The sequence below is a fragment of the Microbacterium sp. SS28 genome, assembly GCF_022761035.1.
Lineage (GTDB): Bacteria > Actinomycetota > Actinomycetes > Actinomycetales > Microbacteriaceae > Microbacterium.
In genome coordinates, this window is the sequence record NZ_JAKWJP010000005.1 from 356,022 (window position 1) to 379,713 (window position 23,692).

General features: G+C 68.5%; 18 protein-coding genes and 1 tRNA gene. 7 read left to right on the plus strand and 12 right to left on the minus strand.

What is annotated here, in order from left to right:
• Window positions 1-22: 22 nt before the first annotated feature.
• Genes MJ607_RS15675 through MJ607_RS15685 form a run of 3 tightly spaced genes read right to left on the minus strand, consistent with a single transcriptional unit; the run spans window position 23 to window position 3,653 of the window.
• The gene (locus tag MJ607_RS15675; RefSeq protein ID WP_243076537.1) at window positions 23-1,096 is read right to left on the minus strand and encodes an ABC transporter permease; all 1,074 of its coding nucleotides are present in this window, start codon (window positions 1,094-1,096) and stop codon (window positions 23-25) included.
• Entirely contained in the window at window positions 1,093-2,130 is a 1,038-nt protein-coding gene (locus MJ607_RS15680) for an ABC transporter permease (protein WP_243076538.1), read from the minus strand. The genes MJ607_RS15675 and MJ607_RS15680 overlap by 4 nt, the downstream gene beginning before the upstream one ends.
• On the minus strand, window positions 2,127-3,653 hold the full coding sequence (locus MJ607_RS15685; RefSeq protein WP_243076539.1) for a sugar ABC transporter ATP-binding protein: 1,527 nt from the start codon (window positions 3,651-3,653) through the stop codon (window positions 2,127-2,129). The genes MJ607_RS15680 and MJ607_RS15685 overlap by 4 nt, the downstream gene beginning before the upstream one ends.
• A gap of 143 nt (window positions 3,654-3,796) precedes the next feature.
• Here MJ607_RS15685 and MJ607_RS15690 point away from each other — a divergent pair, with 143 nt between their 5' ends.
• Window positions 3,797-4,804, plus strand: a complete 1,008-nt coding sequence (locus tag MJ607_RS15690) for a LacI family DNA-binding transcriptional regulator (RefSeq protein ID WP_243076540.1) — start codon at window positions 3,797-3,799, stop codon at window positions 4,802-4,804.
• 24 nt (window positions 4,805-4,828) lie between these two features.
• Here MJ607_RS15690 and MJ607_RS15695 read toward each other — a convergent pair whose 3' ends face one another.
• On the minus strand, window positions 4,829-5,296 hold the full coding sequence (locus MJ607_RS15695) for an SRPBCC domain-containing protein (RefSeq protein ID WP_243076541.1): 468 nt from the start codon (window positions 5,294-5,296) through the stop codon (window positions 4,829-4,831).
• Between the two features lie 157 nt (window positions 5,297-5,453).
• Here MJ607_RS15695 and MJ607_RS15700 point away from each other — a divergent pair.
• A tRNA-Ser gene (locus tag MJ607_RS15700) sits at window positions 5,454-5,544 on the plus strand.
• A gap of 74 nt (window positions 5,545-5,618) precedes the next feature.
• Here MJ607_RS15700 and MJ607_RS15705 read toward each other — a convergent pair.
• Genes MJ607_RS15705 through MJ607_RS15720 form a run of 4 tightly spaced genes read right to left on the minus strand, consistent with a single transcriptional unit; the run spans window position 5,619 to window position 12,467 of the window.
• Complete coding sequence (locus tag MJ607_RS15705; protein WP_243076542.1) at window positions 5,619-8,339, minus strand: TIM barrel protein; 2,721 nt, start codon at window positions 8,337-8,339, stop codon at window positions 5,619-5,621.
• 38 nt (window positions 8,340-8,377) lie between these two features.
• Window positions 8,378-10,141 carry a thiamine pyrophosphate-binding protein gene (locus MJ607_RS15710; protein WP_243076543.1) on the minus strand — a complete coding sequence of 588 codons (1,764 nt, stop codon included), beginning with the start codon at window positions 10,139-10,141 and terminating at the stop codon, window positions 8,378-8,380.
• A 14-nt stretch (window positions 10,142-10,155) separates the two neighbouring features.
• Window positions 10,156-11,022, minus strand: coding sequence for a citryl-CoA lyase (locus MJ607_RS15715; RefSeq protein ID WP_243076544.1), 867 nt, complete (start codon window positions 11,020-11,022; stop codon window positions 10,156-10,158).
• On the minus strand, window positions 11,019-12,467 hold the full coding sequence (locus MJ607_RS15720; protein WP_243076545.1) for an aldehyde dehydrogenase family protein: 1,449 nt from the start codon (window positions 12,465-12,467) through the stop codon (window positions 11,019-11,021). The genes MJ607_RS15715 and MJ607_RS15720 overlap by 4 nt, the downstream gene beginning before the upstream one ends.
• Before the next feature lie 295 nt (window positions 12,468-12,762).
• Here MJ607_RS15720 and MJ607_RS15725 point away from each other — a divergent pair, with 295 nt between their 5' ends.
• The 4 genes from MJ607_RS15725 (at window position 12,763) to MJ607_RS15740 (ending at window position 18,115) form a co-directional block, all read left to right on the plus strand.
• Window positions 12,763-15,450, plus strand: a complete 2,688-nt coding sequence (locus tag MJ607_RS15725; protein ID WP_243076546.1) for a PQQ-binding-like beta-propeller repeat protein — start codon at window positions 12,763-12,765, stop codon at window positions 15,448-15,450.
• A gap of 207 nt (window positions 15,451-15,657) precedes the next feature.
• Window positions 15,658-16,311, plus strand: coding sequence for a TRAP transporter small permease (locus MJ607_RS15730; protein WP_243076547.1), 654 nt, complete (start codon window positions 15,658-15,660; stop codon window positions 16,309-16,311).
• Between the two features lie 7 nt (window positions 16,312-16,318).
• Complete coding sequence (locus MJ607_RS15735) at window positions 16,319-17,599, plus strand: TRAP transporter large permease (RefSeq protein ID WP_243076548.1); 1,281 nt, start codon at window positions 16,319-16,321, stop codon at window positions 17,597-17,599.
• A 66-nt stretch (window positions 17,600-17,665) separates the two neighbouring features.
• Complete coding sequence (locus tag MJ607_RS15740; protein ID WP_243076549.1) at window positions 17,666-18,115, plus strand: type II 3-dehydroquinate dehydratase; 450 nt, start codon at window positions 17,666-17,668, stop codon at window positions 18,113-18,115.
• A gap of 27 nt (window positions 18,116-18,142) precedes the next feature.
• Here MJ607_RS15740 and MJ607_RS15745 read toward each other — a convergent pair whose 3' ends face one another.
• Together MJ607_RS15745 and MJ607_RS15750 are read right to left on the minus strand one after the other, a co-directional pair.
• The gene (locus tag MJ607_RS15745) at window positions 18,143-19,504 is read right to left on the minus strand and encodes an FAD-dependent oxidoreductase (protein WP_243076550.1); all 1,362 of its coding nucleotides are present in this window, start codon (window positions 19,502-19,504) and stop codon (window positions 18,143-18,145) included.
• Complete coding sequence (locus tag MJ607_RS15750; protein ID WP_243076551.1) at window positions 19,501-20,619, minus strand: Gfo/Idh/MocA family protein; 1,119 nt, start codon at window positions 20,617-20,619, stop codon at window positions 19,501-19,503. The genes MJ607_RS15745 and MJ607_RS15750 overlap by 4 nt, the downstream gene beginning before the upstream one ends.
• Window positions 20,620-20,942: 323 nt before the next feature.
• Here MJ607_RS15750 and dctP point away from each other — a divergent pair, with 323 nt between their 5' ends.
• Complete coding sequence (gene dctP / locus MJ607_RS15755) at window positions 20,943-21,998, plus strand: TRAP transporter substrate-binding protein DctP (RefSeq protein WP_243076552.1); 1,056 nt, start codon at window positions 20,943-20,945, stop codon at window positions 21,996-21,998.
• 117 nt (window positions 21,999-22,115) lie between these two features.
• On the opposite strand, the gene MJ607_RS15760 is transcribed toward dctP, so the two are convergent.
• Entirely contained in the window at window positions 22,116-22,880 is a 765-nt protein-coding gene (locus MJ607_RS15760) for an IclR family transcriptional regulator (protein ID WP_243076553.1), read from the minus strand.
• Between the two features lie 3 nt (window positions 22,881-22,883).
• Window positions 22,884-23,630 carry an IclR family transcriptional regulator gene (locus MJ607_RS15765; RefSeq protein WP_243076554.1) on the minus strand — a complete coding sequence of 249 codons (747 nt, stop codon included), beginning with the start codon at window positions 23,628-23,630 and terminating at the stop codon, window positions 22,884-22,886.
• Window positions 23,631-23,692 lie beyond the last annotated feature (62 nt).

The following is a 23,692-nucleotide window of genomic DNA, read 5'->3' on the forward strand; positions in this document are numbered from 1 at the left end:
TGTGCGTGACTGCGGGGTGGTTCTACGGGGTGGGGCGCTGCGCCGCGTCGGATGCCGCGGCACGGCCCTTCCTCTTCCCGATGGCCGCGAAGCGTCGCTTCTGAAGCCAGGCGAGGAGGCTCGAGGACACCACGGAGACGACCAGCAGCAGTCCCGTGATGATGTTGATGACGTCGCTCGTGATGCCGGCCAGGCGCAGCGCCGAGCCGAGCACGCCGATCAGCAGGACGCCCGCGATGACGCCGTGCAGCGCGCCGCGTCCGCCGAAGATCGACACTCCGCCCAGGAGCACGGCGGCGATGACCTGCAGCTCCATGCCCATCGCGTTGTCGCCGCGGGCGTTGGAGTACAGCAGCGTGAAGTAGACGCCGGCGAACCCGGCGACCGTGCCCGAGAGCACGAACAGCAGGAACTTGGTGCGGCCCACGTCGATGCCCGAGAACGAGGCCGCCTCTTTGTTGAGGCCGATGGCGTAGAGCGAGCGTCCGAACGGAGTGAAGTGCAGCAGCACGGCGAACACGAGCGCGAGGATCACGAACGGGATCATGATGACCGGCACGGGCGTGCCCGGGATGTTCGCCTTCGCGAGGTCGGTCCACTCCTCGGGGAACTCCGTGATCGCGGTCGTGCCGAGCAGGCCCACCGCGATGCCGCGGAAGAGCGCGAGTGTGCCGATCGTGACGGCGAGCGAGGGCAGCCCCACGACCGTGACGAGGAAGCCGTTGACGACGCCCGCGACGAGCCCGACGAGGATCGCGGCCGCGGCGGCGAGCGGGAACGGGATGCCGGCATGCGTCAGCAGCCCCGTCACGACGCTCGAGAGCCCGACGATGCTCGCGACGGAGAGGTCGATCTCCTCCGTGATGATGATGAGCGTCATCGGCAGCGCGATGAGCAGGATCGGCGCGACATCCCGAAGCAGGTACGTCACGGTGAGCGGGCTGTCGAAGTTGCGCACCGTCGCGAGCGCCACGACGATCACGAGCACCAGGATCGCGATGATCGTCGCTTCGCGCGTGAGCAGGATGCGGCGCCACAGCGGCTTCGCGTGCGCCTGGTAGACGCGGGTGGACACGGTGTCGGTGACGGCGGTCATCGCGTCTCCTCCCTCTGTGCGATGAGTCGGCGATGCTGGCGCACCGCGAGCACGCGGTCCAGCACGATCGCGCCGAGGATCAGGACGCCGACCACGGCGCGCTGCCAGAAGTCGTCGATGCCGAGGATCGGCAGGGCCCGGTTGATCGTGAGCAGCAGGAACGCGCCGATCGCGGCACCCCACACGGTGCCCACGCCGCCCGAGATCGCGACGCCGCCGATGACGGCCGCGCCGATCGCCTGCAGCTCCCAGCCGAAGCCGGCCGCCGAGCTCACGGTGCCGTAGCGCGCTGCGTAGAGAACGCCTGCGAGGCCCGCGAGCGCACCGCTCATGACGAACGCCGTGATGACGCGCTGCGTCGTCCTCAGTCCGTACAGGTGCGCGGCGGCGGGGTCCGACCCGATGGCGTACATCTCCCGTCCGCTGCGCAGGTTGCGCAGCCACCAGGCGGCGACGATGAGGACGACGACCGCGATGATCGTGAGGATCGGGATGCCGAGGATCTGGTCGGTGCCGAGTCCGCGGAAGTCCTTGGGCAGGTCGGACGCGTTGATCCGGTCGCTGCCGGTCCACGCCACATTGATGCCGCGATAGATGTACATGGTGCCGAGCGTGATGACGAGCGCGGGGACGCGGGCGAACGCGACGAGCGCGCCGTTGATCGCGCCGAGGAGCGCCCCGAGCAGGACACCGCCGACGAACACCCCGATGACGGGGATGCCCGGGATGTCGATGAACATCCGCCCCGTGAGGTAGGCGGTGAGGCCCACGACCGAGCCGACCGAGAGGTCGACGTTACGCGTGATGATGACGATCGCGGAGCCGACCGCGACGAGAAGCAGCAGCGACGGGGTCAGCAGCAGGTCGCGGAACCCGTCGCTCGAGAAGAGGAACGTGGGGTTGCGGATCGTGGCGACCAGGATGATCGCGACGAGGGCGATGAGGATGCCGGTCTCTCGCGCCGTCACGACGTTGCGGACGATCTTGCCCGCGGGGTTCGCGGCGGGCTGGACGGTGGGGGCGGTCGTGGTCATCGGGCCACCTCCGCATCGGCCGTCGCGGCGTGCATGACGGCCTCCGGGGTGGCCTCTGCGCGAGGGAACTCCCCGGTCAGGCGCCCCTCGCGCATGACCAGAACACGGTCTGCCATGCCGAGCACCTCCGGAAGCTCCGACGAGATCATCAGGATCGCCATCCCCTGCTGGGCGAGCTGGCTCATGAGGCGGTGCACCTCGGCCTTCGTGCCGACGTCGATGCCGCGCGTCGGCTCGTCGACGATGAGCACCGCAGGCTCGGTCGCGAGCCACTTGCCGAGCACGACCTTCTGCTGGTTGCCGCCCGAGAGGGTGCCGGTCTCGGCGTCGAGCGCCGCGGTCTTGACCTCGAGGCGGCTCGCCCACACCTTCGCGGACTCGTTCTCGAGTGCGCCCCAGATGAGGCCCCACTTCGCGAGCTTCGAGCGGATCGCGAGCGTGATGTTGCGCGACACTCCGTCATCGAGCACGAGGCCCTGCTTGCGGCGATCCTCGGGGACGAGCGCGATGCCGCGCGCCGTCGCCTTCTGCGGGTTGCCCTTCGGGAGGGCCACGCCGGCCAGCGTCACGCTGCCGGACTCGTAGGTGTCGACGCCGAAGACGGCGCGCGCGACTTCGCTGCGCCCCGCGCCGACGAGGCCCGCGAGTCCGACGATCTCGCCCGCCCGGACGGTGAACGAGATGTCGCGGAACACTCCCGCGCGGGTCAGCCCCCGCACGTCGAGGATGACGTCGCCGACCTCGGCCGGGAGCTTCGGGAAGAGCTCTGTGACGTCGCGGCCGACCATCTGCCGCACGAGGTCGTCGACCGTCGTCTCGGCGATGGACTGCGTGTCGACGTACGACCCGTCGCGCATGACGGTGACGGTGTCGCACAGGTCGAAGACCTCGTCGAAGCGGTGCGAGATGAACAGCAGCGCGCGGCCCTCGTCGCGGAGGCTCCGCGCCACCGCGAACAGGCGCTCGACCTCGACGCCCGACAGCGCCGCCGTCGGCTCGTCCATGATCAGCACGCGCGCGTCGAGCGAGATGGCCTTGGCGATCTCGATGATCTGCTGGTCGGCGATCGAGAGACCCTCCGTCACGCGGTCGGGGTCGAGCGCCACCCCGAGTCGCTGGAAGATCTCCACCGCCTCCGCGCGCATCGCCTTGCGGTCGATCCGGCCGAAGCGGTTCGTGGGCTGCCGGCCCATGAAGATGTTCTCGGTCACCGAGAGGTCGGGGAAGAGCGTCGGCTCCTGGTAGATGACCGCGATGCCCGCGGCCTTCGACTGCGCCGTGCTGGTGAAGTCCACCGACTCGCCGTCGAGCAGGAACTCGCCGGCATCCCGCCGGTACAGCCCCGCGACGATCTTGACGAGCGTCGACTTGCCTGCGCCGTTCTCGCCGATCAGGGCATGGATCGAGCCGCGCTCGAGCGTGAGGCTCCCGGATCGCAGTGCGACCACGGGACCGAACGACTTCACCACCTTGTGGAGCACGAGCGCCGCCTGCGGCGCTGTCGGGTTCTGGTCCGCTGACACGGATTCCTCCTCGTCGAGGTGAAGATGAAGTATGCCTGAATCGATTCAGGAAGTTTCAGGCTACTCTAGGTACGCTCGTGATCGTGGTCAAGTCACTCCTGTGGCGGTGACCGAATCGTGACCCCCGAAGAAGTGGAGGCGCTGTGCCCGCCAGCATCCGTGACGTCGCCGTGCGTGCGGGCGTGTCGGTGGGGACCGTCTCGAACGTCCTCAATCGCCCCGAGGAGGTCTCGACCGAGTCGGTCGATCGCGTCACGAGGGCGATCGAGGAGCTCGGCTACGTCCGCAACGACGCCGCCCGCAAGCTGCGCGCCGGCGTCAGCACGACCGTCGGCTTCGTCGTGCTGGACGGCCAGAACCCGTTCTACAACGACGTCGTGCGCGGCGCCGAGGACGAAGCATCCCGTCACGGCATCGCGATCCTCTACGGCAACACCGACGAGGACGTCGCGAGGGAGAAGATGTACCTCGACCTATTCGAGGAACAGCAGGTGCGGGGCCTGCTGATCGCCCCGTACGGCGACGTCACCGCGCGACTGCAGCGCCTCCGGAGCCGGGGAATCGCCGCGGTTCTCGTCGATCGGTTCAGCGGCGACGGCAAGTTCTCGTCGGTCTCGGTCGACAGCGTCGTGGGCGGCACCATGGCGGTCGAGCACCTCATCGCGGCGGGGCGGCGGCGCATCGCCTTCGTCGGAGGACCGTTCGACATCCGGCAGGTCACCGACCGGCTCGCGGGGGCGCGTGTCGCGGCCGAGAACGCCGCCGCACCGATCGAGATCGAGGTGCTCGCGACCGGTGCCATGACCGTCGAGGAGGGCGTCGCGGCGGGCGCACGCATCGTGAGCCGTCCCCGCCGAGAGTGGCCCGATGCCCTCTTCGCCGCGAACGATCTGCTCGCGCTCGGACTTCTGCAGTCACTCGTCGTCGATGGACGGATGCTGGTCCCCCACGACATCGCGATCATCGGCTTCGACGACATCGCCTTCGCGGGCGCCGCCGCCGTGCCGCTCTCGTCGATCCGCCAGCCGAGTCGCATGATCGGGCGCACGGCGCTGCGGATCGTCCTCGAGGAGGCCGCCGATCCCAGCAGCATCCCGCGTCAGACGGTGTTCCAGCCGGAGCTCGTCGTGCGGCGGTCGACCGGCAACTGAACCGCAGCGCTTCCGCGCCCCTGCTCAGCGCTCGGCGCGCTCCTTGACGGCTTTGAGGTGCTGCACCCAGTTGTGCTCCGCCTGCACCGCAGCCGGAGGCGTGGCGTTGCCGTCCTGCCAGAACTCGATGCGCGTTCCGGCGCCGCTGCCGGACAGCTCGTACGTGAGCCGATGGACGGATCCGGATGCCGAAGCGCTCTCTTCGGCCTCGCCGGCGTCGTCCTTCTCGCTCGTCCCGCCGGCCGCTGGGTCCGCGCCGCTCGTATGCGTCAGGACGAGCCGATGCGGCGCGACGGCCTCGATCACCTCGCCGCTGTCGACGAAAGGCTTCCCCTCCCACACTCCACGCCATACGACGGTCGAGCCGGGTTTCCAGTCCGACTCCACCGTCGCCCCGAAATTGACGTCCGAGGCGTGCCTCGTGATGGTCTCCCACACCTTCTCGAGGGATGCGTCGACCTCGATGTCTGCGCGCGCGATGAATCCCGGCATCCGGTGCCCTCCTTCATGCTGGTGGCCTCAGCCAACTGGAGCATGGCGTGCGCCGCCAGGGCTTGACAAGGGCCCGCGCGTCCTCGTGCCGCGCGCGTCCGTGCCGCGCCTCGGACTCGATTCGCGGGCAGGCGCCGTGTGACGTAAGCTGTTCGGCGGTGACGTGTCCGAGCGGCCGAAGGTGCAACTCTCGAAAAGTTGTGTAGGGTAACCCCCTACCGTGGGTTCAAATCCCACCGTCACCGCCATGTGAAACCCCCGCAGATCCCTTGTGAACACTGGGATCGCGGGGGTTTCGTCATCCCCGAGCTGATGCAGGAGCTCAGCGAACCGCGTGCGCCGCTTCCAGGTGCCGGCGGGCCGCCGCGATCGCCAGGCGTGCGTGCTCCTTGGCACCCACCTGCGCCACGAGCATCGCGCGCGGGATCTCGAGGGCCAAGGGGATGCCGGGCGGCAGCGCCGCGAGAATGCCGTGCATATCGAGCCCACCGTCGCCCGGGAACAGTCGCTCGAACCGCGCGGTGTGGATCAGCTCCGACGTCGTCGAGGGGATCTCCCCCGGCGCATCGCATACATGGGCGTAGTGGAACCACTCCCGCGGAAGCTCGCGCAGGTCGTCGAGACTCGAGCGCGATCGCGCGAAGTGGAGCAGGTCGACGAGCATCCCCGCGTTCGGCTGGTCCGCGGCCCGCAGAACGCGCGCAGCCTCCGCGAGGTCGCCCGTCTCGGTCCAGGACGGGAACTCGAGGTCGATCGTGAGTCCGAGCGGCCGCGCGAGCCCGCACAGCTCGGCGAACCGATCGGTCTTGCGCGCGAAGTCCGCGTCGGGGAGCTGCGTGATGACGTGGCGGGCGCCCAGCTCCGCACCCGCCTCCAGGAAGCGCAGATAATCCCGCGGATTGTCGCCCGATGTGATCCGCGCGAGCTCGATGTCGAGGACTTCGACCCCCGTCGCCGCGAGGTGCGTCTTCGTCGCGCGCATGAGGGCGGGGTCGTACGCGAGCGGATAGTGCGGCTCCTGCGGAGTCACCTTCGTCATGCGCAGGCCCACGTAGCGGTAGCCGGCCGCCGCGGCGGCATCCACCAGCTCGGGCGGCGACAGGCTCAACGCGGTCAGATGCGCGAGCGAGTACTCGTGCCGCGACTCCGACGCGGGGCCGACCGGCGCGCTCGCGAGCATGCGCAGCCGCTGACGGCGATGAGCGGCCATGCGCAGGGGCACAGTCTGCGGATCCCCGAATCCGGCATAGCCATTCACGCGCTGCACGATCTCGAAGAACACGCGGGAGCCCAGCATCTCGGTGAAGAAGTGCAGGAACTCGCCGCTGTCATCGCGGTCGTAGAGGACCGAGTTCTCACGCAGGCTCTCGAGAAGATCGGCCGGCAGATCGAGGCGTGCATCGAGATTGTCGTAGTAGTTGTCAGGGATCTGGAGGATCGGAGCCCCACGCTCTCGCACGGCCGCGACGGCGGCGAAGACGTCGTCCGTCGCGAAGGCGATGAGTTGCGGGCTCGACACCCCCGGCGCCCAATCGCCGCGCCGCAGCGCGCTCGTGCTCAGTGTGATGCGAACCCCGCCGCCGGGACCCGTCGCCGTCCACGTCCGGATCAGGCCGAAGGGAGCCGTGATCTCGGTCGACTCGCCGGGGGCGAGGCCGAGTACGGCACGGTAGAACAGCGACGACTGATCGAAGTCGTCGATCGAGTCGGTGATCGCGACGTGATCGATGTCACGAACCAGCGGCTGCGCGAGGGCGGGCGTCCCTGTGGCGTCGAAGTCCGCAAGCCACGTCTCCTGGGCGCCCCGATCGCAGAAGAAGATGGCTGTGCCGTCAGGTGCGGCGATGGAGTTCAGATCGGTCTCGTCGGGCCGACGCGGACGCACGAGCTTCGGAGCGATGAGTCCCTCCGCGCGGCGCATCGACGCGGGCGGATCTGCACTCTCGACGGCGAGCGCGCAGATGGAGGCGGTCGCGGGCGCGATCGAGCGATCCGGAGCGAGGTTCAGGAGGACTCGCGCACCGCCCTGCTGCCACAGCTGAACCGGCTTGGACCGGTGCTGACCGACATGGGCGAATCCGAGCGCCGCGAGGGCTCGCGAGACGAGCGGGGCCGACACCTCGTCAGCGCCGAGCTCGGCGAACGCGAAGCCATCGAGACGTGGGGCGGGGGGCAGGTCGTCCTGCGAGAGCCACGCGGATGCCGCCCCTCCTCCGCTCACGGCCACCGCCTCGGCGAGAACGCGGAGGGATCTCATGGCGTCGATCGCCGCGTGCCGCGGATCCTCCTGCTGGTAGACGTCGTTGAACACCTCGAGCGCAAGGGGGCCCGCGTACCCCGCCGCAAGGATCCGGCTCACGAACCCCGACACGTCGAGCGTCCCCTGACCGGGGAACAGTCGGGAGTGCAGACTCCACTCGCGAACGTCCGGGTTGAGGCGAGGCGCGTCAGCGAGCTGGACGTAGAACACCTTCTCGGTCGCGACGGCGGGGATCGCGGTCGGATGGTTGTCGAGAGAGAGGACGTGGAAGCTGTCGAGACACAGACCCAGCGCCGGGTGGTCGGCGCGCCGGACGATGTGCCAGGCGTCCTCGTGTGTGCGGACGCGGCCCCACGGCACCGCTTCAAACGCGAGCCGGATGCCGCGGCGCTGAGCGCGTTCCGCGAGCGCGCGCAGCTGCTCGACTGCCAGCTCCTCGTCGTCGAGCCCTTCGGCGGATCTCGACGAGCAGCACACCAGGATGCTCGCGCCGAGCTGCTCGACGAGGTCGAGCGTCCGTTCGGCTCGACGCAGAATCGCCCCGAACCGCTCGACCGGCACCGTCTCGACGTGCAGGGGCTGATACGCCTCGATGGACAGCCCTCGCCGCGCCGCCTCCTCGGCGACGCGGCGGGGCGACCATGGCGACATCACCAGGTCGTGCTCGAGCACCTCGACACCGGTGAAACCGGCCGCGGCAGCCGCATGCAGTTTGTCTTCGAGCGTGCCGGAGAGGCACGCGGTCGAGATGACGGCGCGTCTTCTCGACGTATCGAGGCTCATGAGCGGACCCCCTCGTGGTTCTTCGTCGTCGTGCTGGATCAGTGGGTTGCGACGTGCCCGACTCGCTCGCCCGGCGAGTAGATGTCGAGGATGTTCCAGTGACCCGTCGTCGGCGTCGGCACGTTGATCATCGAGACGTCGATGACGACCGGCCCTCCGATCGCGATCGCCTGCTCGAGGGCGGGCTTGAACCCGACGGCCGATTCGACCCTGATGCCCGTGACCCCGTATCCGCGTGCGATCGCCGCGAAGTCGGTGTACATGGAGTCCTCGGCGTTGCCGAAGACCGTGCCAAAAGTGGTGTCGAAGGCGGACTTCTCCAGCCCGGCGATGGTGCCGAAGGCGTTGTTGTTCATCACGACCCACACGACGGAGACGTTCTGCTCGCGCGCTGTCGCGAGAACCGCGGGGTTCTGGCCGAAGCCCCCGTCGCCCACGAGCGAGACGACGACACGGTGGGGGTGCGCGATCTTCGCACCCACAGCAGCGGGAGCACCGAAGCCCATCGTCGCGAATCCGCCGGGCGTCAGGAAGGATCCGGGGGTGAGGATGTCGAACTGCTGACCCACGCCGTTCTTGTTCCACCCCACGTCTGTCGTGATGATCGCGTCGGCGGGCAGCACAGCGCGGGTCTCGGCGAGGATCCGCTCGGGGCGCATCGGCCAGGCGTCGGAGACCTGCGCATCGGCGTTCTGCAGCTTGAGGGTCGCACGGTTCGCGGCGATCTGCGCGAGGAGTTCGTCGCGGCGGACTCCGGCCGGAGCGAGCCGGCGCGCGACGCGCAGGAGCACCCTCAGCGCGGACTTGAGGTCCGCGAGGGCGCCGATCTCGAGCGGGTAGTTGCGTCCGAGCTCGGCGGGATCGATGTCGATCTGCATGAGCTTCGTCTGGGGGATGTCGAAGGTGTACTCGGGGTACCACGAGCTCGAGTCGGCTTCGGCGAAGCGAGTCCCGAGCGCGAGAATCCAGTCGGCTGTGCGCGTCATGTCGTTGGTGAACTGCGTACCCCAGAAGCCCGTCATGCCGAGGACGAGCGGGCTGTCGTCCGCCAGTGCGCCCTTGCCCATGAGACTGTGCGCGACGGGGAGCGAGAGGAGTCCGGCGAACTCGGCGAGTTCGGGCGCGGCATCCGCTCCGATGATCCCGCCGCCCACGTACAGGACCGGCCGCTCGGCACTGAGCAGGTTCTGCACGATCTGCTCGGCCACCTCCTCATCGAGGCTCGGTCGCGCGAGCGAGCGCGTGTTGCCGATGACCTTGTCGAAGAGCGCGACTTCGATCTCGGCCGAGAACACGTCCATCGGCACGTCCACGAGGACGGGCCCCGGCCGGCCGCTCTCGGCGAGCGCGAACGCCTTGTCGAGCACCTCGGCGATGAGGTGGGGCTGATCGACACGCCACGCGCGCTTGACGAAGGGACGGTAGATCTCCCACTGCGCGGCATCCGCGTGGAGGTTGATCTCCTGATGCGGGTGCTTGCCGTAGTAGTGCGTCGGGACGTCGCCCGCGATGACGACCATGGGGATGGAGTCGAGCGCGGCGTTCGCGACCCCGGTTGTGGCGTTCGTCAGCCCCGGGCCGAGGTGGGTCAGGACGACCCCGGTCCGCTTGGTGACGCGCGCATAGCCGTCGGCCGCGTGCGCCGCGATCTGCTCGTGGCGCACGTTCACGAACGAGATGCTCTCGCTCTTCTCGAGGGCCGCCAGCAGCGCGATGTTCGTGTGCCCGCACAGCCCGAAGATGTGCTCGACCTGGCGAGCCTCGAGGTATCGGACGATCTGGTTCGACACCAGGTCCTTCATGACGTTCTCCTTCATTAGTCGCGCTCGTTCGGAACGGGTCGGCGCGCCGGACCGGTGTACGTGTAGCCGATGGACTTCGGCACGGGGCCTTTGATGCGGCCCCCCTGGATCGACTGCTCGTTCGCGTGCGCGAGGATGCCGACCGAACGGGACAGGATGAAGACCCCGCGTCCGAGCTCGGGCGTCAGTCCCAGCTCGCAGAAGATGACGGCGGTCGCAGCGTCGATGTTCATCGGCACTCGCGCGCTCTTTCCCTCGCTGATCGCGTCCTCGAGCGCCCGGCCGATCGTCGCGAAACGGCCGCCGACGAGGCCGTCCGCCGCCGCCGCATCCACGAGCGACAGCAGCCGGGGGCTGCGCGGGTCGAGCGGATGGAAGCGGTGGCCGTAGCCCGGGAAGTACTTCAGTCCCGAGTCGCGACGGCGCTGCACGACGCGGCGGGCCGCCTCGCCGATGTCGCCGACGCGCTCCCGCTCCTCGTCGATCTCGAGGAAGATCTCCATGCACTGCTGGCCCGCGCCGCCGTGCACGTCGTCGAGGACGTTGATGGCAGACGCCATGGCGCCGTTCACGGGCACACCGCACGTCGTGGCCATGCGTGCGATCGCGATCGATGGCGCCTGGGGCCCGTGATCCACGGACGCTACGAGCGCTGCTTCGAGGAGGGCGGACTCCCCGCGCGAGGGCAGCTCGCCGCGGAGCATGAGCCAGATCGTGTCGACGAATCCGACCGTCCCGATGAGCCCCTCGATGGGGTAGCCGTGCAGTGCGATCTCTCCGGGACGCACGTCGATGATGTCGGTGTGCCACCACTGGCGCGCGTCTTCGAGGACAGCCGCGGCATCTTCCGCTGTGGCGATGCCTTCGCCGTCCGCGCTCATGGCGCTGCCGTCAGAGCGGCATCCGATTCGAGCGACGCGTCGTAGAAGTCTCCGAAGAGCTCTTCGTCGGACGGCCGGTCCTCGGCGATCGTCCTCGAGACCCACGTCGTGTTGAGGTAGTGCTTGAGCGACACGTTCTCGGACGTGATGTTGCCGCCCCACGTGCCGCAGCCCATCGACGAGGTCATCGGCATGCCGTTGGTGAACGCGCCGGCGTTGGCCTTCGAGTTGGGCTGGCGGACCATGATGCGCGAGACGGGCATCTGCCGGGCGAAGTAGTCGATGTGGGCGTCATCGGTCGAGGCGATGCCACACGAGTGCCCCTTGCCGCCGATGTCGTAGAGCTGCTTGGCGAGCTCGACGCCGTCCTCGAACGAGCCCTCGTAGGCGTGGACTGCCATGAGCGTCGTCAGCTTCTCCTTGCAGAACTGCTTGTCCTCGGCGATCCCGTCGCCTTCGACGAGGATGAATCGCCGATCGGACGGGATGTCGAATCCTGCAGCTGCGGCGAGCGCCTGGGGCGACACGGCGACGGTGTCGGCGAGCCGGTGACCCTCGGCATCCCACATCACCGCCTGCAGTGCGGCGCGCTGCGCGGAGGTCACGAGGTGACCGCCTTCCGCCTGCAGTGCGTCGAGCATGTCTCGGTAGCGGGATGCCGGGACCAGGACGTTGCCGTCGGCCGAGCACCCCGAGCCGAAGTCGGACGTCTTCGAGAGCATGCAGTTGCGCGCCGTCTCCTGGAGGTCGGCCGTCTCGTCGACGAACTCGGTCGCGTTGCCTGCGCCGACGCCGTATGCGGGCGTGCCGGAGCTGTAGGCGGCGCGCACGAGCCCCTGTCCGCCGGTCGCGATGACGAGGTCTGAGCGGCTCATGATCTCCTGCGACGCTGCGAGGCTCGGCAGCGTGATGCACTGCAGGATGTCGGCGGGAGCGCCCTCGGCCTCGAGCGCCTCGCGCATGAGCCGGACCGTCTCGAGCGTCGTGAGCTTGGAGCGCGGGTGCGGCGAGAAGACCACGACGTTGCGCGCCTTGACGGCGTAGATCGCGTTGCCCGCGGGAGTGAGGTCGGGGTTGGTCGTCGGTACCACGCAGCCGATCACCCCGACGGGCTTGCCGTACTTGACGAGGCCCTTCTCGACATCCTCTTCGATGACGCCCACCGAGGGACTGCGCAGCGCGTCGCGGAGCACGCCCCGGATCTTCATGCGCTTGTTCATGCGGCTGTCGAAATCGCCGAGCCCGGACTCGTCGATGCCCATCTCCACCAGCCGGTGGAAGGATGAGCGGTTCGCGACCGCCCAGGCGATGGCACGGATGAGGCGGTCGACCCGCTCCTGGTCGTAGGTCTCGATGACCGCGAGGGCCGCCCGTGCGCGGGCGAACACCTCGTCGAGTTCCTCCTCCTGCTCGGGAGACAGGGATTTGGGCGCTGAAGCAGCCATGACAACTCCGTCCGTGGGCATCGATGCCGACGTCGGCATGTTAGGTACTGCTCTTCCCCGCCGACAAAGCGTGTTCCATTGGGCAGAAACCCGAGCGTCCAGCACCCCACGACCGGGTCGCCGGCGCGAGTTGTGCCACTCGATGGGTCGCGGCGTTGCCCCCTTCCGTGGCCCGGGCTAGCGTCCGAGCGCCGGACGGAACGGCCCGACCCCAGGCGGGCCCGGGCGGCACACCCCAGGCGTCGGACGGGCACGGGTCCTCCACGTCGGATCGAAGAAGATCAAAGGAGTTCGGATGCGTAAACGATTTACAAGGCTCGGAGTCGCGGGGATCGGAGCGCTCATAGCGCTGGCCCTGGTTACCCCACCCGCCCACGGGCTCTCGGCACCCGCCGAGTCCGCCACAGCCTCGGAACCGACCGGTGTCGAGCCGACCGGAGCGGACTCGCCAACAGTCGGCGGCAACCTCGGCAACCAGCACTACTCGGGGCTGACGCAGATCACGAAGCAGAACCTGAAGGATCTCGCCCCGGTATGGCGGACGCACGTCTCGGCGGTCGCTCCTGCCAGCAGCAACGTCGGACAGCAGACGACCCCCATCGTGGTCGACGGCGTCATCTACGTCGACACCCCGAGCGGCGGCGTGATCGCGGTCGACGGTGTGACGGGAGCTCCCGTCTGGAAGTGGGAGAACCGCGTCTACGGGATGTCGTCGACGCGTCGCGGCGTCTCTGCCGGCGAGGGCCGGATCTACACGCTCGCGGGCGGCAACCGCGTCGTCGCGCTCGACCAGGCGACGGGCGCTGAGCTGTGGGCAGTGCAGCCCCAGGGGGCGAACGGCGAGGACCTCGGGCGTGTGGGCAAGGTCGCGACGGTGTACTGGGACGGGATCGTCTACGCGCACGCGGCGGACGGCGACCGCGGTGCAGTCGTCGCGCTCGACGCGAGCGACGGCCACTACCTGTGGCACTTCTTCGGCGGACCGAAGCGGGGCGAGCTCTTGACAGGCCTCGACGGCACCACCTTCGACGCATCTGCGACGTGGGGGCCTGTCCAGGCCGACGGCACCGACTGCGCCGAGGAGGGCGGGGCGACGTCGTGGATGCACGGCGCCGTCGACCCCGAGCTCGGCTACTACCTCATGACCTTCGGCAACGCGCGCAGCTGCACGTCGTCGCAGAACGCGTCGGGGCGCCCGGGGGACAATCTGTTCTCCGACACGCTGGTCGCCGTCGACGCCCGCACCGGCGCGTACAAGTGGCACTTCCAGTCGATCCATCACGACGTCTGGGACATGGACAACGTCCACCCGCCGACGCTGGCCGACATCCAGGTCGCCGGTGAGGACCGCAAGGTCGTCTTCTACGGCAGCAAGTCGGGTCACCAGTTCGTGGTCGACCGCACCAACGGCAAGCCTGTGCTTCCCGTGACCGAGAAGGCCATGATCACGGACTCACGTCAGCACAATACGGCGACCCAGCCTTGGCCCGAGACCCGGCTCCTGCCGGACTGCGTCGTGTGGCAGAAGCTCGACGCCGACAACATCCCGGGAGACCCGTGGCGCGGCGTGCCGAACTACAACGGCTACCAAGCCGATGCCGACGGCGACCTTGTGTTCAACCCGAACAGCTACGTCTCGGCCGACGAGCCGTTCCTCACCTACCCGGCCAGCTCGTCGGGTCACCGTGAGGGCTGCCTGTACGACCCGCAGTACGACCTGCCGATCCTGTCGACGACGAGCCAGAACGGCGGCGGCGACTGGTCGAACAACTCGTACAGCCAGAGCACCAACCTGGTGTACTTCCCGTACGGCACGAACCCCGTCGCGCACTACGACGGTGCCGCTTCCAACGGCCTGCGTGCCATCGGGCAGTACCAGACCGGCGGCATCCTGGCCTACGACGCATCGACCGGCAAGGTCGCATGGCGCAACCACCTCGGCACGGACATGTCGCACGGCCAGGGCCCGCTCACGACAGCGACCGACCTGCTCTTCGCGGGACAGATCGATGGACGACTGCTGGGAATGGATGCTGTCGACGGCGATGTGCTCTGGGAATTCCAGACCGGCAACGGCATCGCGTCGGCGCCGGTCACCTATGAGGTCGATGGGGAGCAGTACGTCGCCGTCCTCGCGGCAGGCTCGACGAACCCGTACGGCGCTTCGGTGACGCAGGGCGACTCGCTGTGGTCGTTCAAGCTCGGGGGCACCTACACGACGGAGTCGGGGAGCCAGGAGGGGCCGGAAACGGCGCCGCTGACGATCCGCCGGCCGGTGGGCGGCGCGGCAGTCGAGGGCTCGACGGTCGACAACACCGTGCTTCTCGCTCGCGCCAGCCGCACGGCCGACAACGCCGCGTCGCGTGACAGCGTGTCGCAGAACGGCATGCAGCCGACACACCTGCGGGTCCCCGTCGGCACGACCGTGACGTTCCGCAACCCGGGGGCGGAGACGTTCGCGAACTTCCCGAACCTGAAGGAGCACTGCGCGACGCAGTTCTTCGAAGGCGAGTTCAACGTCAAGCTGCAGCCGGGGCAGACGTACCAGCACACGTTCACGCGTGCCGGCGAGTACTTCTTCAACGACTGCACCGACCCCCGGCCCACCGGCAAGATCGAGGTCTACCTGACCGCGAAGGACCAGCCGGGTGCACTGACGTTCACCCCCGGGAAGATCGGCCTGGGCTCGGGCACGGGCCTGTTCACCGGGGTGAACGGCAAGGTCACGGCGCAGTTCGCGCTGCCCACCGGGTACACCTACGACAGCGACGCGCTGCTGGTGACGCCGCTCTCCTCCACCCCCGTGAAGGCGACCGATGCCACGGCGAACAAGAACAAGATCATCGTGCGGTTCGACGCCGCTGACGTCGACAACAACGTGCCCACGGGGGAGGTGAGCCTGACGGTGCGCGTGAAGGTCCTCAATGCCGCAGGCGTGCAGGAGCAGCTCACCTCCACCGCCACGGTGACCGTCGTGAAGTAGCCTGTTCCAGCGAACCGCCGATCCGCCCCCGTCTTCCTCGACGGGGGCGGATCGGTGCGTACAGGACGGTGTCCCATTCGGCGAGACGCGGCTTTTCACACCGCGCCGCGCAGACCAGAGTCGCAGGGGCGATGATGCGTGCGCGCACACTCCCCCCGGATCAACAGAGAGGTTGACAATGCACCGAGACATCGAGGCGGTGACGCCATGACCGACAAGGACCCCGGAGCGGAACCGGAGCAGGTCCCCGGCGCCGAGCCACCGAAGCAGGACGGAACGGCCAGCTCAGGCCTCGAGGGCTCCATCTACCCCGACACCCGCACCTTCTTCACGACGCCGAAGCTCAACCAGGGCGTGCCGGCCGACCCGGCCGTCATCCGGGTGCTGTCATCGATCGAGATCGTGATCAGCGTCACCCTCTTCAGCCTCATCGTGTTCGGCGTCATGTACCAGGTTCTCGGCCGCTACTTCCCGTCGCTCAGCTGGGTCGGCGCGGGCGAACTCGCGCTCCTGTCGATGATCGCCCTGACCTTCACGACCGCCGGCTACCTCGTCGGCCGCAACGGTCACATCGTGCTCGAGATCTTCGACGAACTGCTGGCGGGTTCCTGGCTCTTCGTGGCCCTGCGCGTCACGTCGGCCGTCATCATGGCCGTCACGAGCATCGCGCTCGCCTACGAGGCCTTCGTGAAGATCGAGACCGAGTGGGGGCGGCTGAGCGCCGCGATGCACATGCCCATGGGCGTGCTGTACATCTTCGCGCTCCTCGGATTCCTGTCGGCCTCGGTGCACTCCATCATGAAGATCCCGTATGCGCACCGCCCCGAGCACAAGCTCGACATCGGCGAAATGGAGGGCTGAGCGTAAAATGGACCTCTGGCTCTACATTCTGCTGTTCACCGTCTTCCTGTTCCTGCGGGTGCCCGTCGCCTTCGCGATGATCGCCTCGAGCATGCTGTACTTCTACAGCCACGGTCTGTCCGCCGGGTACGCGCTCTCTTCGATCGTCAACGGCATCAACAGCTTCCCGCTGCTCGCCGTCCCCCTGTTCATCTTCGTGGGGACGATCGCGAACAATCTCGGAATCGCGACGCGGCTCTACGACCTGGCGCGGGCGCTCCTGCCCCGCCTGCCCGGCAACCTCGCCTATGTCAACCTCGGCACCGCGATCGGCTTCTCGTGGATCAGCGGCTCGGCCCTCGCGGATGCGGCATCCACGAGCAAGGTGCAGATACCGCAGATGCTCAAGGCGGGGTATCCCTACGGCTTCTCGGCGGGCCTGACCGCATCGGGTTCGCTCATGAGCACGGTCATGCCCCCGAGCATCCCTGCGGTTCTGTTCGCCGCGACGGCATCGATCTCGACAGGCGCCCTGTTCGCCGGCTCGATCATCCCGGCAATGCTCATGGCGGTCGGGCTGGCCCTCTACATCTTCTTCTGGGTGCGACGCCACCCGGCGGTAGCGGTCAGCCGACCGTTCAACGGATCGATGCTCGCCCAGGCGAGCGTGCGTGTCCTCGGGCCGGCGCTGCTTCCCGTGATCATCCTCGGCGGCATCTTCAGCGGGCTCTTCACGGCCACCGAGAGCGCCGGCATCGCCGCGGTCTACATCCTGATCCTCGGCGCGATCTACCGCACCCTCACGTGGAGGGTGTTCTGGAAGTCGGCCAAGGAGACGGTCGTGATCGCGGGCGGGATCCTGCTGATCCTCGGCGCATCGAACCTCATGGGTCAGGTGCTCGCACGGGAGCAGGTGTCGCGCGCACTCGGCGAGTGGCTCACGGGATTCACCGACAACCCGGTGGTCTTCCTGCTCATGCTCAACATCCTGCTCATCCTGCTCGGCATCCCGCTCGAGGCTCCCCCCGTGATCCTCGTGCTCGTGCCGATCCTGATGCCGATCATCGGCCAGTTCGGGATCGACCCGGTGCAGCTCGGCGTGATCATGATCCTCAACCTCATGATCGGGTCGCTCACACCACCAGTGGGCGCGGTGCTCTTCGTCGTGGGCTCGATCACCCGCCGACCGATGGGCGAGCTGTTCCGCGGCATCCTGCCGTTCCTGATCCCGCTCGGAACCGTCCTGCTCGCGCTGACGCTGTTCCCCGTGATCGTGACGTTCCTGCCGAGCCTGCTCGGCCTGCTGTAGGCCATGAGCCCCGGTGCCCGCACGATGCAGGCACCGGGGCCATCGGCATCCCGAGAGGAGTTCCACTTGTCCAGAAGGCTCTTCGTCCTCAACGGCCCGAACCTGAACATGCTCGGCTTGCGAGAACCCGAGCTGTACGGCGCCGCCACACTCGACGATGTGCGCGCCGATTGCGAGCGCGTCGCAGACGAACTCGGCTTCGACCTCTTCTTCGCGCAGTCCAACGCCGAGCACGAGCTCGTCGGCTGGGTGCAGGACGCATTCCGCGAGCAGGCGATCGTCGTGATCAACCCCGCGGGTTTCAGCTTCCGCTCCGTGCCGCTCCTCGACGCGCTCAAGATGCTCCACACCCCTGTGATCGAGGTCCACATCACCAACATCCACGCGAGGGATGCCGTGCACCAGAACTCGCTCATCTCGACGGTCTCGCGCGTCGTGATCGCAGGCGCCGGGATCTACGGATACGAGTTGGGGATTCGAGCCGCCGACAGGCTCGCCGCAGCCGAGAGCGCATGAGCGCGGGCATCGCGCCCGTCGTGCGGCTCAGCTGTCCGCGATCGCGTCGGCCGCCCGGTACCCGAAGACGAGCGCCTTCGTCAGTGCCGTCCCTGTCATGTAGGACGCCCCGTGGAATCCTCCGACGACCTCTCCGGCCGCGTGGAGACCCGCAATCGGGCTGCCGTCCACGCGCCTGACGACGGTGTCGGGAGCGACTCCCAGTCCACCGTATGTCGACGTCATCGCCGTCACCGCGGCGTACGCATAGAACGGTCCGGTCTCGACCGGCACGAGCGCCCCGACGCCGTTGACGAGTCCCGTGCGTCCGAAGGGATCGTCGCAGCGGCCGGCGACGACGTCGTTGTACTGCGCGACGGTGCGCTCGAGCGCTCCTCGCGAAAAGCCGAGTTCGCGCCCGAGCGCCTCGATCGTCGGGGCGCTCACGAGGTGCCCGAGCTCTTCGATGCGGTCCATGTCCGACAGCGGGACCCCGGGTCGCGACCGTGCCCGCACGACGGAGTCGAAGACCTGGAAGCCCGCGCCCCCTGGCTGCGCGAGCACGGCGGCCCCGAGCACCTTGTACGACTCCGACTCGTCCGCGAAGCGGTCGCCGTGCGCGTTGACGAGGATCGCGCCGAGGTAGTTGGCGGTCAGCAGCTCATGCTCGTCGTCCGTCGCCTCGGCGTGCTGCCCGTAGGTGCCGGTGACGTGCCCGATGTCGGCGAGGCCGGCGCCCAGCATCCAGGCCATCCGGATTCCGTCGCCCGTGTTGCCGACGCCGCCGTAGGGCATGGCAGAGGCCTGATCCGGGACGAAGAGGTCGAGCAGCTCGCGCGAACGCGAGAACCCGCCGCTCGTCAGGGCGACGCCCGATGGCGCGCCAAGCACCCCCGCGGCTGTGCGGACACCGACGACCCTCGAGCCGTCCCACACGAGCTCCTCGGCGGCACACCCGCAGATGATCGCCGCGCCGCCGTCGACCGCGCCCGCCTGAAGGTGGGCGAGCAGAGCGCCGATGCGGACGAGATGCGCCCGCGCGACCGTCATGCCGGCGCTCACTTTGAGCTCGTCGGTCCACGCAGCGGCGCGTTCGATCGCGGCGATCGCGCTCGACTGATGGGCGACGAGGGCCCGCAAGAGCGCCTCGTCGGCGAACCCGCCGCCCGTGTCGACCATGTCGGCGAAGAAGACCTCGCCGGAATCCGCGACCCCGGCGCGATGTTGCACGGCGGTATCTGCGAGCGCGAACCACCCGCCGCTCATCGCCGAGCTTCCGCCCAGCCGATCGCGCTTCTCGACCAGTGCGACGCGCAGCCCGCGTTCGGCGAGCCGCTGCGTCGCGGCGATGCCCGCGAGCCCTCCTCCGACCACGACGGCATCGAACTCGTGTTCGCCCGACGGGCTCATCGTGCCGCCTCCTCCTGCCTCGGGGGTTCGGACGCGCCACCCGCCGTTTCGGCGTCGGCGCAGAATCGCGCGACATCGAGCGACGCGCCGGTTCGAGCCGCGAGCGCGACCGCCTCGACGAGACCGAGCGTGCGCGATGCATCATCGGCTGAGACGAGCGGCTCCACAGCTCCCCGGGCGACCTCGATGAAGTGATCCAGCTGCGCGTGGAAGGAGCCTCGCGGCGTGAACGGCAGATACGTGCGCGAGAGGGGCGAGTGCCAGTCAGCCGGCACTCCGGGACCGTACGTGTAGGCGGCGAGATTCGGCACCGACAGAGCTCCCCGCGTGCCGACCACGTGGTAGGCGACGCCGTCGGGAACATAAGGGAACGCCTGCGTCTCTTCTGTGGCTTGGTCCCAGCCCCACGGCGACACTCCGGCGTCGGAAGCGAGGAAGCTGCCGACGACCCCGCTCTCGAAGAGCAGATTCACCGAGACCGTGTCTTCTACCTCGAGGCCGCGTGCGTTCGACGTCTGCATGGCCTGGACCACTGCGACCTCGCCGAACAGGTGCCGCAGCAGATCCAGATCGTGCACGGCGTTGATCAGCGTGACGCCGGCGCCGCGCTGGGCATGCCACGGCAGGTCCGTGTAGTAGGCGTCTTCTTTTCGCGCCGACCAGAGACCGCTCACGGCGACGATCTGACCGAGTTCGCCGGCGCGGACGGCCGCGCGGGCGGGGGCGATCGCAGGATGGTGCCGGCGATGATGGCCGACCAGCAGACGCCCGTGCAGGCGCTCGACGGCCTCCACGAGTCGGCGCGACTGGACGTAGTCGACGGCGACGGGCTTCTCGAGCAGGACCGCGACGCCCGCTTCGAGGCACTGGATCGCCGTCTCGACGTGGAGCGCGTTCGGGTTCGCGATGATGACGGCGTCGAGAGGCTCGGAATCCAGCATCCGTTGCGCCTCCGCGTAGACGGGGACCTCGAACGATCCGGCCGGCGCCACGGGGTCTGCGACCCCTGCCAGCACGGCCCTCTGCGCCGCGTGAACGAAGTCGATGTGCTGACGTCCCATGAAGCCGGCCCCGATCACGCCGATTCGGACGGGCCCCAGGTCGGATGCGGTCACGGAACCTCCCAGCTTCGTCGCCATGGCGTTGGATCGAGCCGAGCGTATTTCAGGTTGGATGGAGGTGCGCCACTCGTTCCATTCAGCGGCGACGGGCTGCTGTGCACCGCGATGACGCGCCTGTTCCACTCGTCGGGACATCGCTTTGCCAGCCGCCCGAAGTCGACCAGAGTCGGCTCTGCCACACCGGGCCGCAGCCTGACAGCGTGGTCGATGGCGATCCCGCTGCGCGGAGATCGTCTCGACGCGGCAGTCGCGCTCCGGCCACCCGAATCACACGTCGGACCATGCACGAAGACGTGCGCACACAAGAGGAGAGTCCCATGAGCACAGCCCGCTCGACGCACCGCGGCCGCTACGCCGCGGTCGTGCTCGCAGCAACCGCTCTCGTCGTCACCGGCTGCGCCGGCGGCGGCACGCCGGAGGGCGAGAGCACGGAGACCGCGGCGGCGAACGAGCCCGTCACGCTGTCCGTCGCCACCAGCCAGAATGAGCAGACCCCGAACTACTACTGCGGTGTCGAGGTCCTCAAGGACACGCTCGAGGCCGCCGACATCGGCTTCACGGTCGAGCTGTTCCCGGCCAGCCAGCTCGGCCCCGACGCCGACCGGTTCCCGCTCGTCCAGGCCGGCGACATCGACATCGACCTGCAGGGCGCCTCGGCGCTCAGCGCGACGTTCGAGCCGATCGGCGTTGTCGACGCGGCCTATGCCTTCAACGACGTCGACCACGCGTTCCAGTGGATCGACGAGGAGTCCGAGGAGCTGTTCACGGCGTTCCACGAAGGCACCGGCGTCAACATCGTCGACGGCTGGTTCTTCGGCAACCGCACGTTCACGACGAAGGATGTCGAGGTCACGAGCCCCGATGACCTCGAAGGTGTGCCGATCCGGTTCCCGAACTCCCCGCAGTTCCTCGCGAACGCCGCGGCGCTCGGCGTCACCAACCCGGTGTCCGTGGCGGTCGAGGAGGTCTACTCCGCGCTGCAGCAGGGCATTGCCGTCGGTCAGGAGAACCCCATCGTCGCGACGCACTCGTCGAGCTTCGACGAGGTGCTCAACACGGTCGTACTCAACAACCACAATGTCGGCATCCACTGGATCCTCGTCAGCGACAAGACCTACGAGAAGATGAGCGACGAGCAGGCGGCACTGCTCGAGAAGACCATCCACGAGATCCGTCCGGACAACCGTGCGTGCGTCGAAGAGGCCACCGACGAGATCCTCGACGACTACCGCGCCGATGACACCTACAACGTCATCGAGACGGACGACATCGACGTCGACGCCTTCATCGAGAAGGCCGAGGCGTACTTCGAGGACTACTACACCGGCGACAACCTCGAGGCGTACAAGGCCATCCGCGCGTCGGCGGGCTGACACCTCACAGCAGGCGAGCGGGGTGGGTGCGGACTCGCGCCCACCCCGCTCGGCGTTCGGGGATGTCCGCGAAGAGGGGGAGGGTGCGGATCCGCACCCTCCCCCTCTTCCGGCGTGTCAGTGAGCGCGGTCCGAAGAGATCCTGCGGCTCAGCGTCGCGGCGGCTGCACGCACGGAAGGGCCGACACGCTCGGGCAGGACGTCCTCGACAGCGCCCGCAACCGAGAGGGCCGCGACCGGGGCGCCGCCATGACCGAGGATGGCGGCCGCCGTGCAGGTGCGGCCGAGCGCGAGCTCCTCCACCTCGGTGGCGACGCCGAGCCTTCGGATGTCGGCCAGATTCTGCAGGAGCACGGACGGATCCGTGATGGTGTGAGGCGTCCGGCTCTCGAGCCCGCGGCCGACGACCCGCTCGACGACGTCCCTCGGCGAGTGCGCCAGGATCGCCTTCCCGAGGGCCGTGGCATGTGCGAGAAAGCGACCGCCGATCCGCACCATAGGAGTGGCGGTGGGCGCGCCTCGCATGATGGCCACGACGACGACGTCGGAGCCGTCGAGCACCGCAAGGTGGACGGTCTGGCCCGTCATGTCGCGCAGCTCCGTCATGACGGGAATCGCCGCCTGGCGCAGTACACGGGGCTGCTCGACCGTCTGGCCCAGTTCGAAGAGCCGCACACCGAGGTAGAGCTTGTCGCCATCGCGGTCGAGGAATCGCTGGACCACGAGATCCGCAGCAATCCGCGAGACGGTCGATTTGGGGAGGTTCGCCCGGCGCGCGAGCTCTGACACTCCCAGCCCGTCGTCGGAGTCGCCGAACGCGTCGAAGACGGCCGTGACGCGATCGAGGACGCTGACCGACTCCGTCCAGCTCGCGGTGCGCATGCGTCAGGCGGCCACGAGGCGGCGCGTGACGGTCGTCCCCGCCGTGCGCACGAGCGATGCGACACGATCGGGATCCATCCCACCGCTCGGACCAGCGATGGAAATGGCGCCGAGGACGACGCGATCGCTCGAGAGCACGGGGCTCGCAACGGCGAAGATGCCCGGATACGACACCTCGTCATCGGTCGCGACGACCAAAGCACGCACATGCGCCAGCTCGTCGCGGAAGTGGTCCGCCTCGGCGTCGACAAGCCGCGCGCTCACGCGATCGACGATTCCCCGATCCTCGCAGAAGGCGAGGTAGGCCTTTCCGCTGGCGGTCGTCAGTGCCGGGGAGCGCATGCCGGCACGGGTGGGCAGCATCGGCAATCTGCCCGCGACTGCGGCCAGCGAAACCATGTCGGTCCCCTGCTGGACCCACAGCCCCACGCGCTCCCCCGTGACATCGCAGAGATTGCGGATGACAGGCGCCGCCGCTGCGATGAGGCGCCGCGGGAGACTGGCTCGTGCGCCCCACTCGAAGAGGCGCAATCCGAGGCGCACGCCGTCGTCGGTCCTCTCGAGGTAGCGCTGGCCGGTCAGCTCGGCTACGAGCCGCGAGACCGTCGACTTGGGCATATCGGTCGACGCCGCGAGCTCGGTGATCGAGATCGGGGCTTCGGACTCCTTCACCGCATCGAGGATCGCGATGATCCGATCGAGAACCGAGACCGGTCGACCAGCCGCCGTGTTCCATTCGGCGAGACTCATCATCGAGCTTCCTCTCCCAACGGGTTGAATCGACTTCGATCCCCCATGGGATCGAACGTACT

What these genes read in the sequence shown, in the direction of transcription:
- MJ607_RS15675 (WP_243076537.1), bottom strand. Translation starts at nt 1,096, where the DNA reads ATGACCGCCGTCACCGACACCGTGTCCACCCGCGTCTACCAGGCGCAC.
- MJ607_RS15680 (WP_243076538.1), bottom strand. Translation starts at nt 2,130, where the DNA reads ATGACCACGACCGCCCCCACCGTCCAGCCCGCCGCGAACCCCGCGGGC.
- MJ607_RS15695 (WP_243076541.1), bottom strand. Translation starts at nt 5,296, where the DNA reads ATGCCGGGATTCATCGCGCGCGCAGACATCGAGGTCGACGCATCCCTC.
- MJ607_RS15705 (WP_243076542.1), bottom strand. Translation starts at nt 8,339, where the DNA reads ATGAGCCTCGATACGTCGAGAAGACGCGCCGTCATCTCGACCGCGTGC.
- MJ607_RS15710 (WP_243076543.1), bottom strand. Translation starts at nt 10,141, where the DNA reads ATGAAGGACCTGGTGTCGAACCAGATCGTCCGATACCTCGAGGCTCGC.
- MJ607_RS15715 (WP_243076544.1), bottom strand. Translation starts at nt 11,022, where the DNA reads ATGAGCGCGGACGGCGAAGGCATCGCCACAGCGGAAGATGCCGCGGCT.
- MJ607_RS15720 (WP_243076545.1), bottom strand. Translation starts at nt 12,467, where the DNA reads ATGGCTGCTTCAGCGCCCAAATCCCTGTCTCCCGAGCAGGAGGAGGAA.
- MJ607_RS15725 (WP_243076546.1), top strand. Translation starts at nt 12,763, where the DNA reads ATGCGTAAACGATTTACAAGGCTCGGAGTCGCGGGGATCGGAGCGCTC.
- MJ607_RS15730 (WP_243076547.1), top strand. Translation starts at nt 15,658, where the DNA reads ATGACCGACAAGGACCCCGGAGCGGAACCGGAGCAGGTCCCCGGCGCC.
- MJ607_RS15735 (WP_243076548.1), top strand. Translation starts at nt 16,319, where the DNA reads ATGGACCTCTGGCTCTACATTCTGCTGTTCACCGTCTTCCTGTTCCTG.
- MJ607_RS15745 (WP_243076550.1), bottom strand. Translation starts at nt 19,504, where the DNA reads ATGAGCCCGTCGGGCGAACACGAGTTCGATGCCGTCGTGGTCGGAGGA.
- dctP (WP_243076552.1), top strand. Translation starts at nt 20,943, where the DNA reads ATGAGCACAGCCCGCTCGACGCACCGCGGCCGCTACGCCGCGGTCGTG.
- MJ607_RS15760 (WP_243076553.1), bottom strand. Translation starts at nt 22,880, where the DNA reads ATGCGCACCGCGAGCTGGACGGAGTCGGTCAGCGTCCTCGATCGCGTC.
- MJ607_RS15765 (WP_243076554.1), bottom strand. Translation starts at nt 23,630, where the DNA reads ATGAGTCTCGCCGAATGGAACACGGCGGCTGGTCGACCGGTCTCGGTT.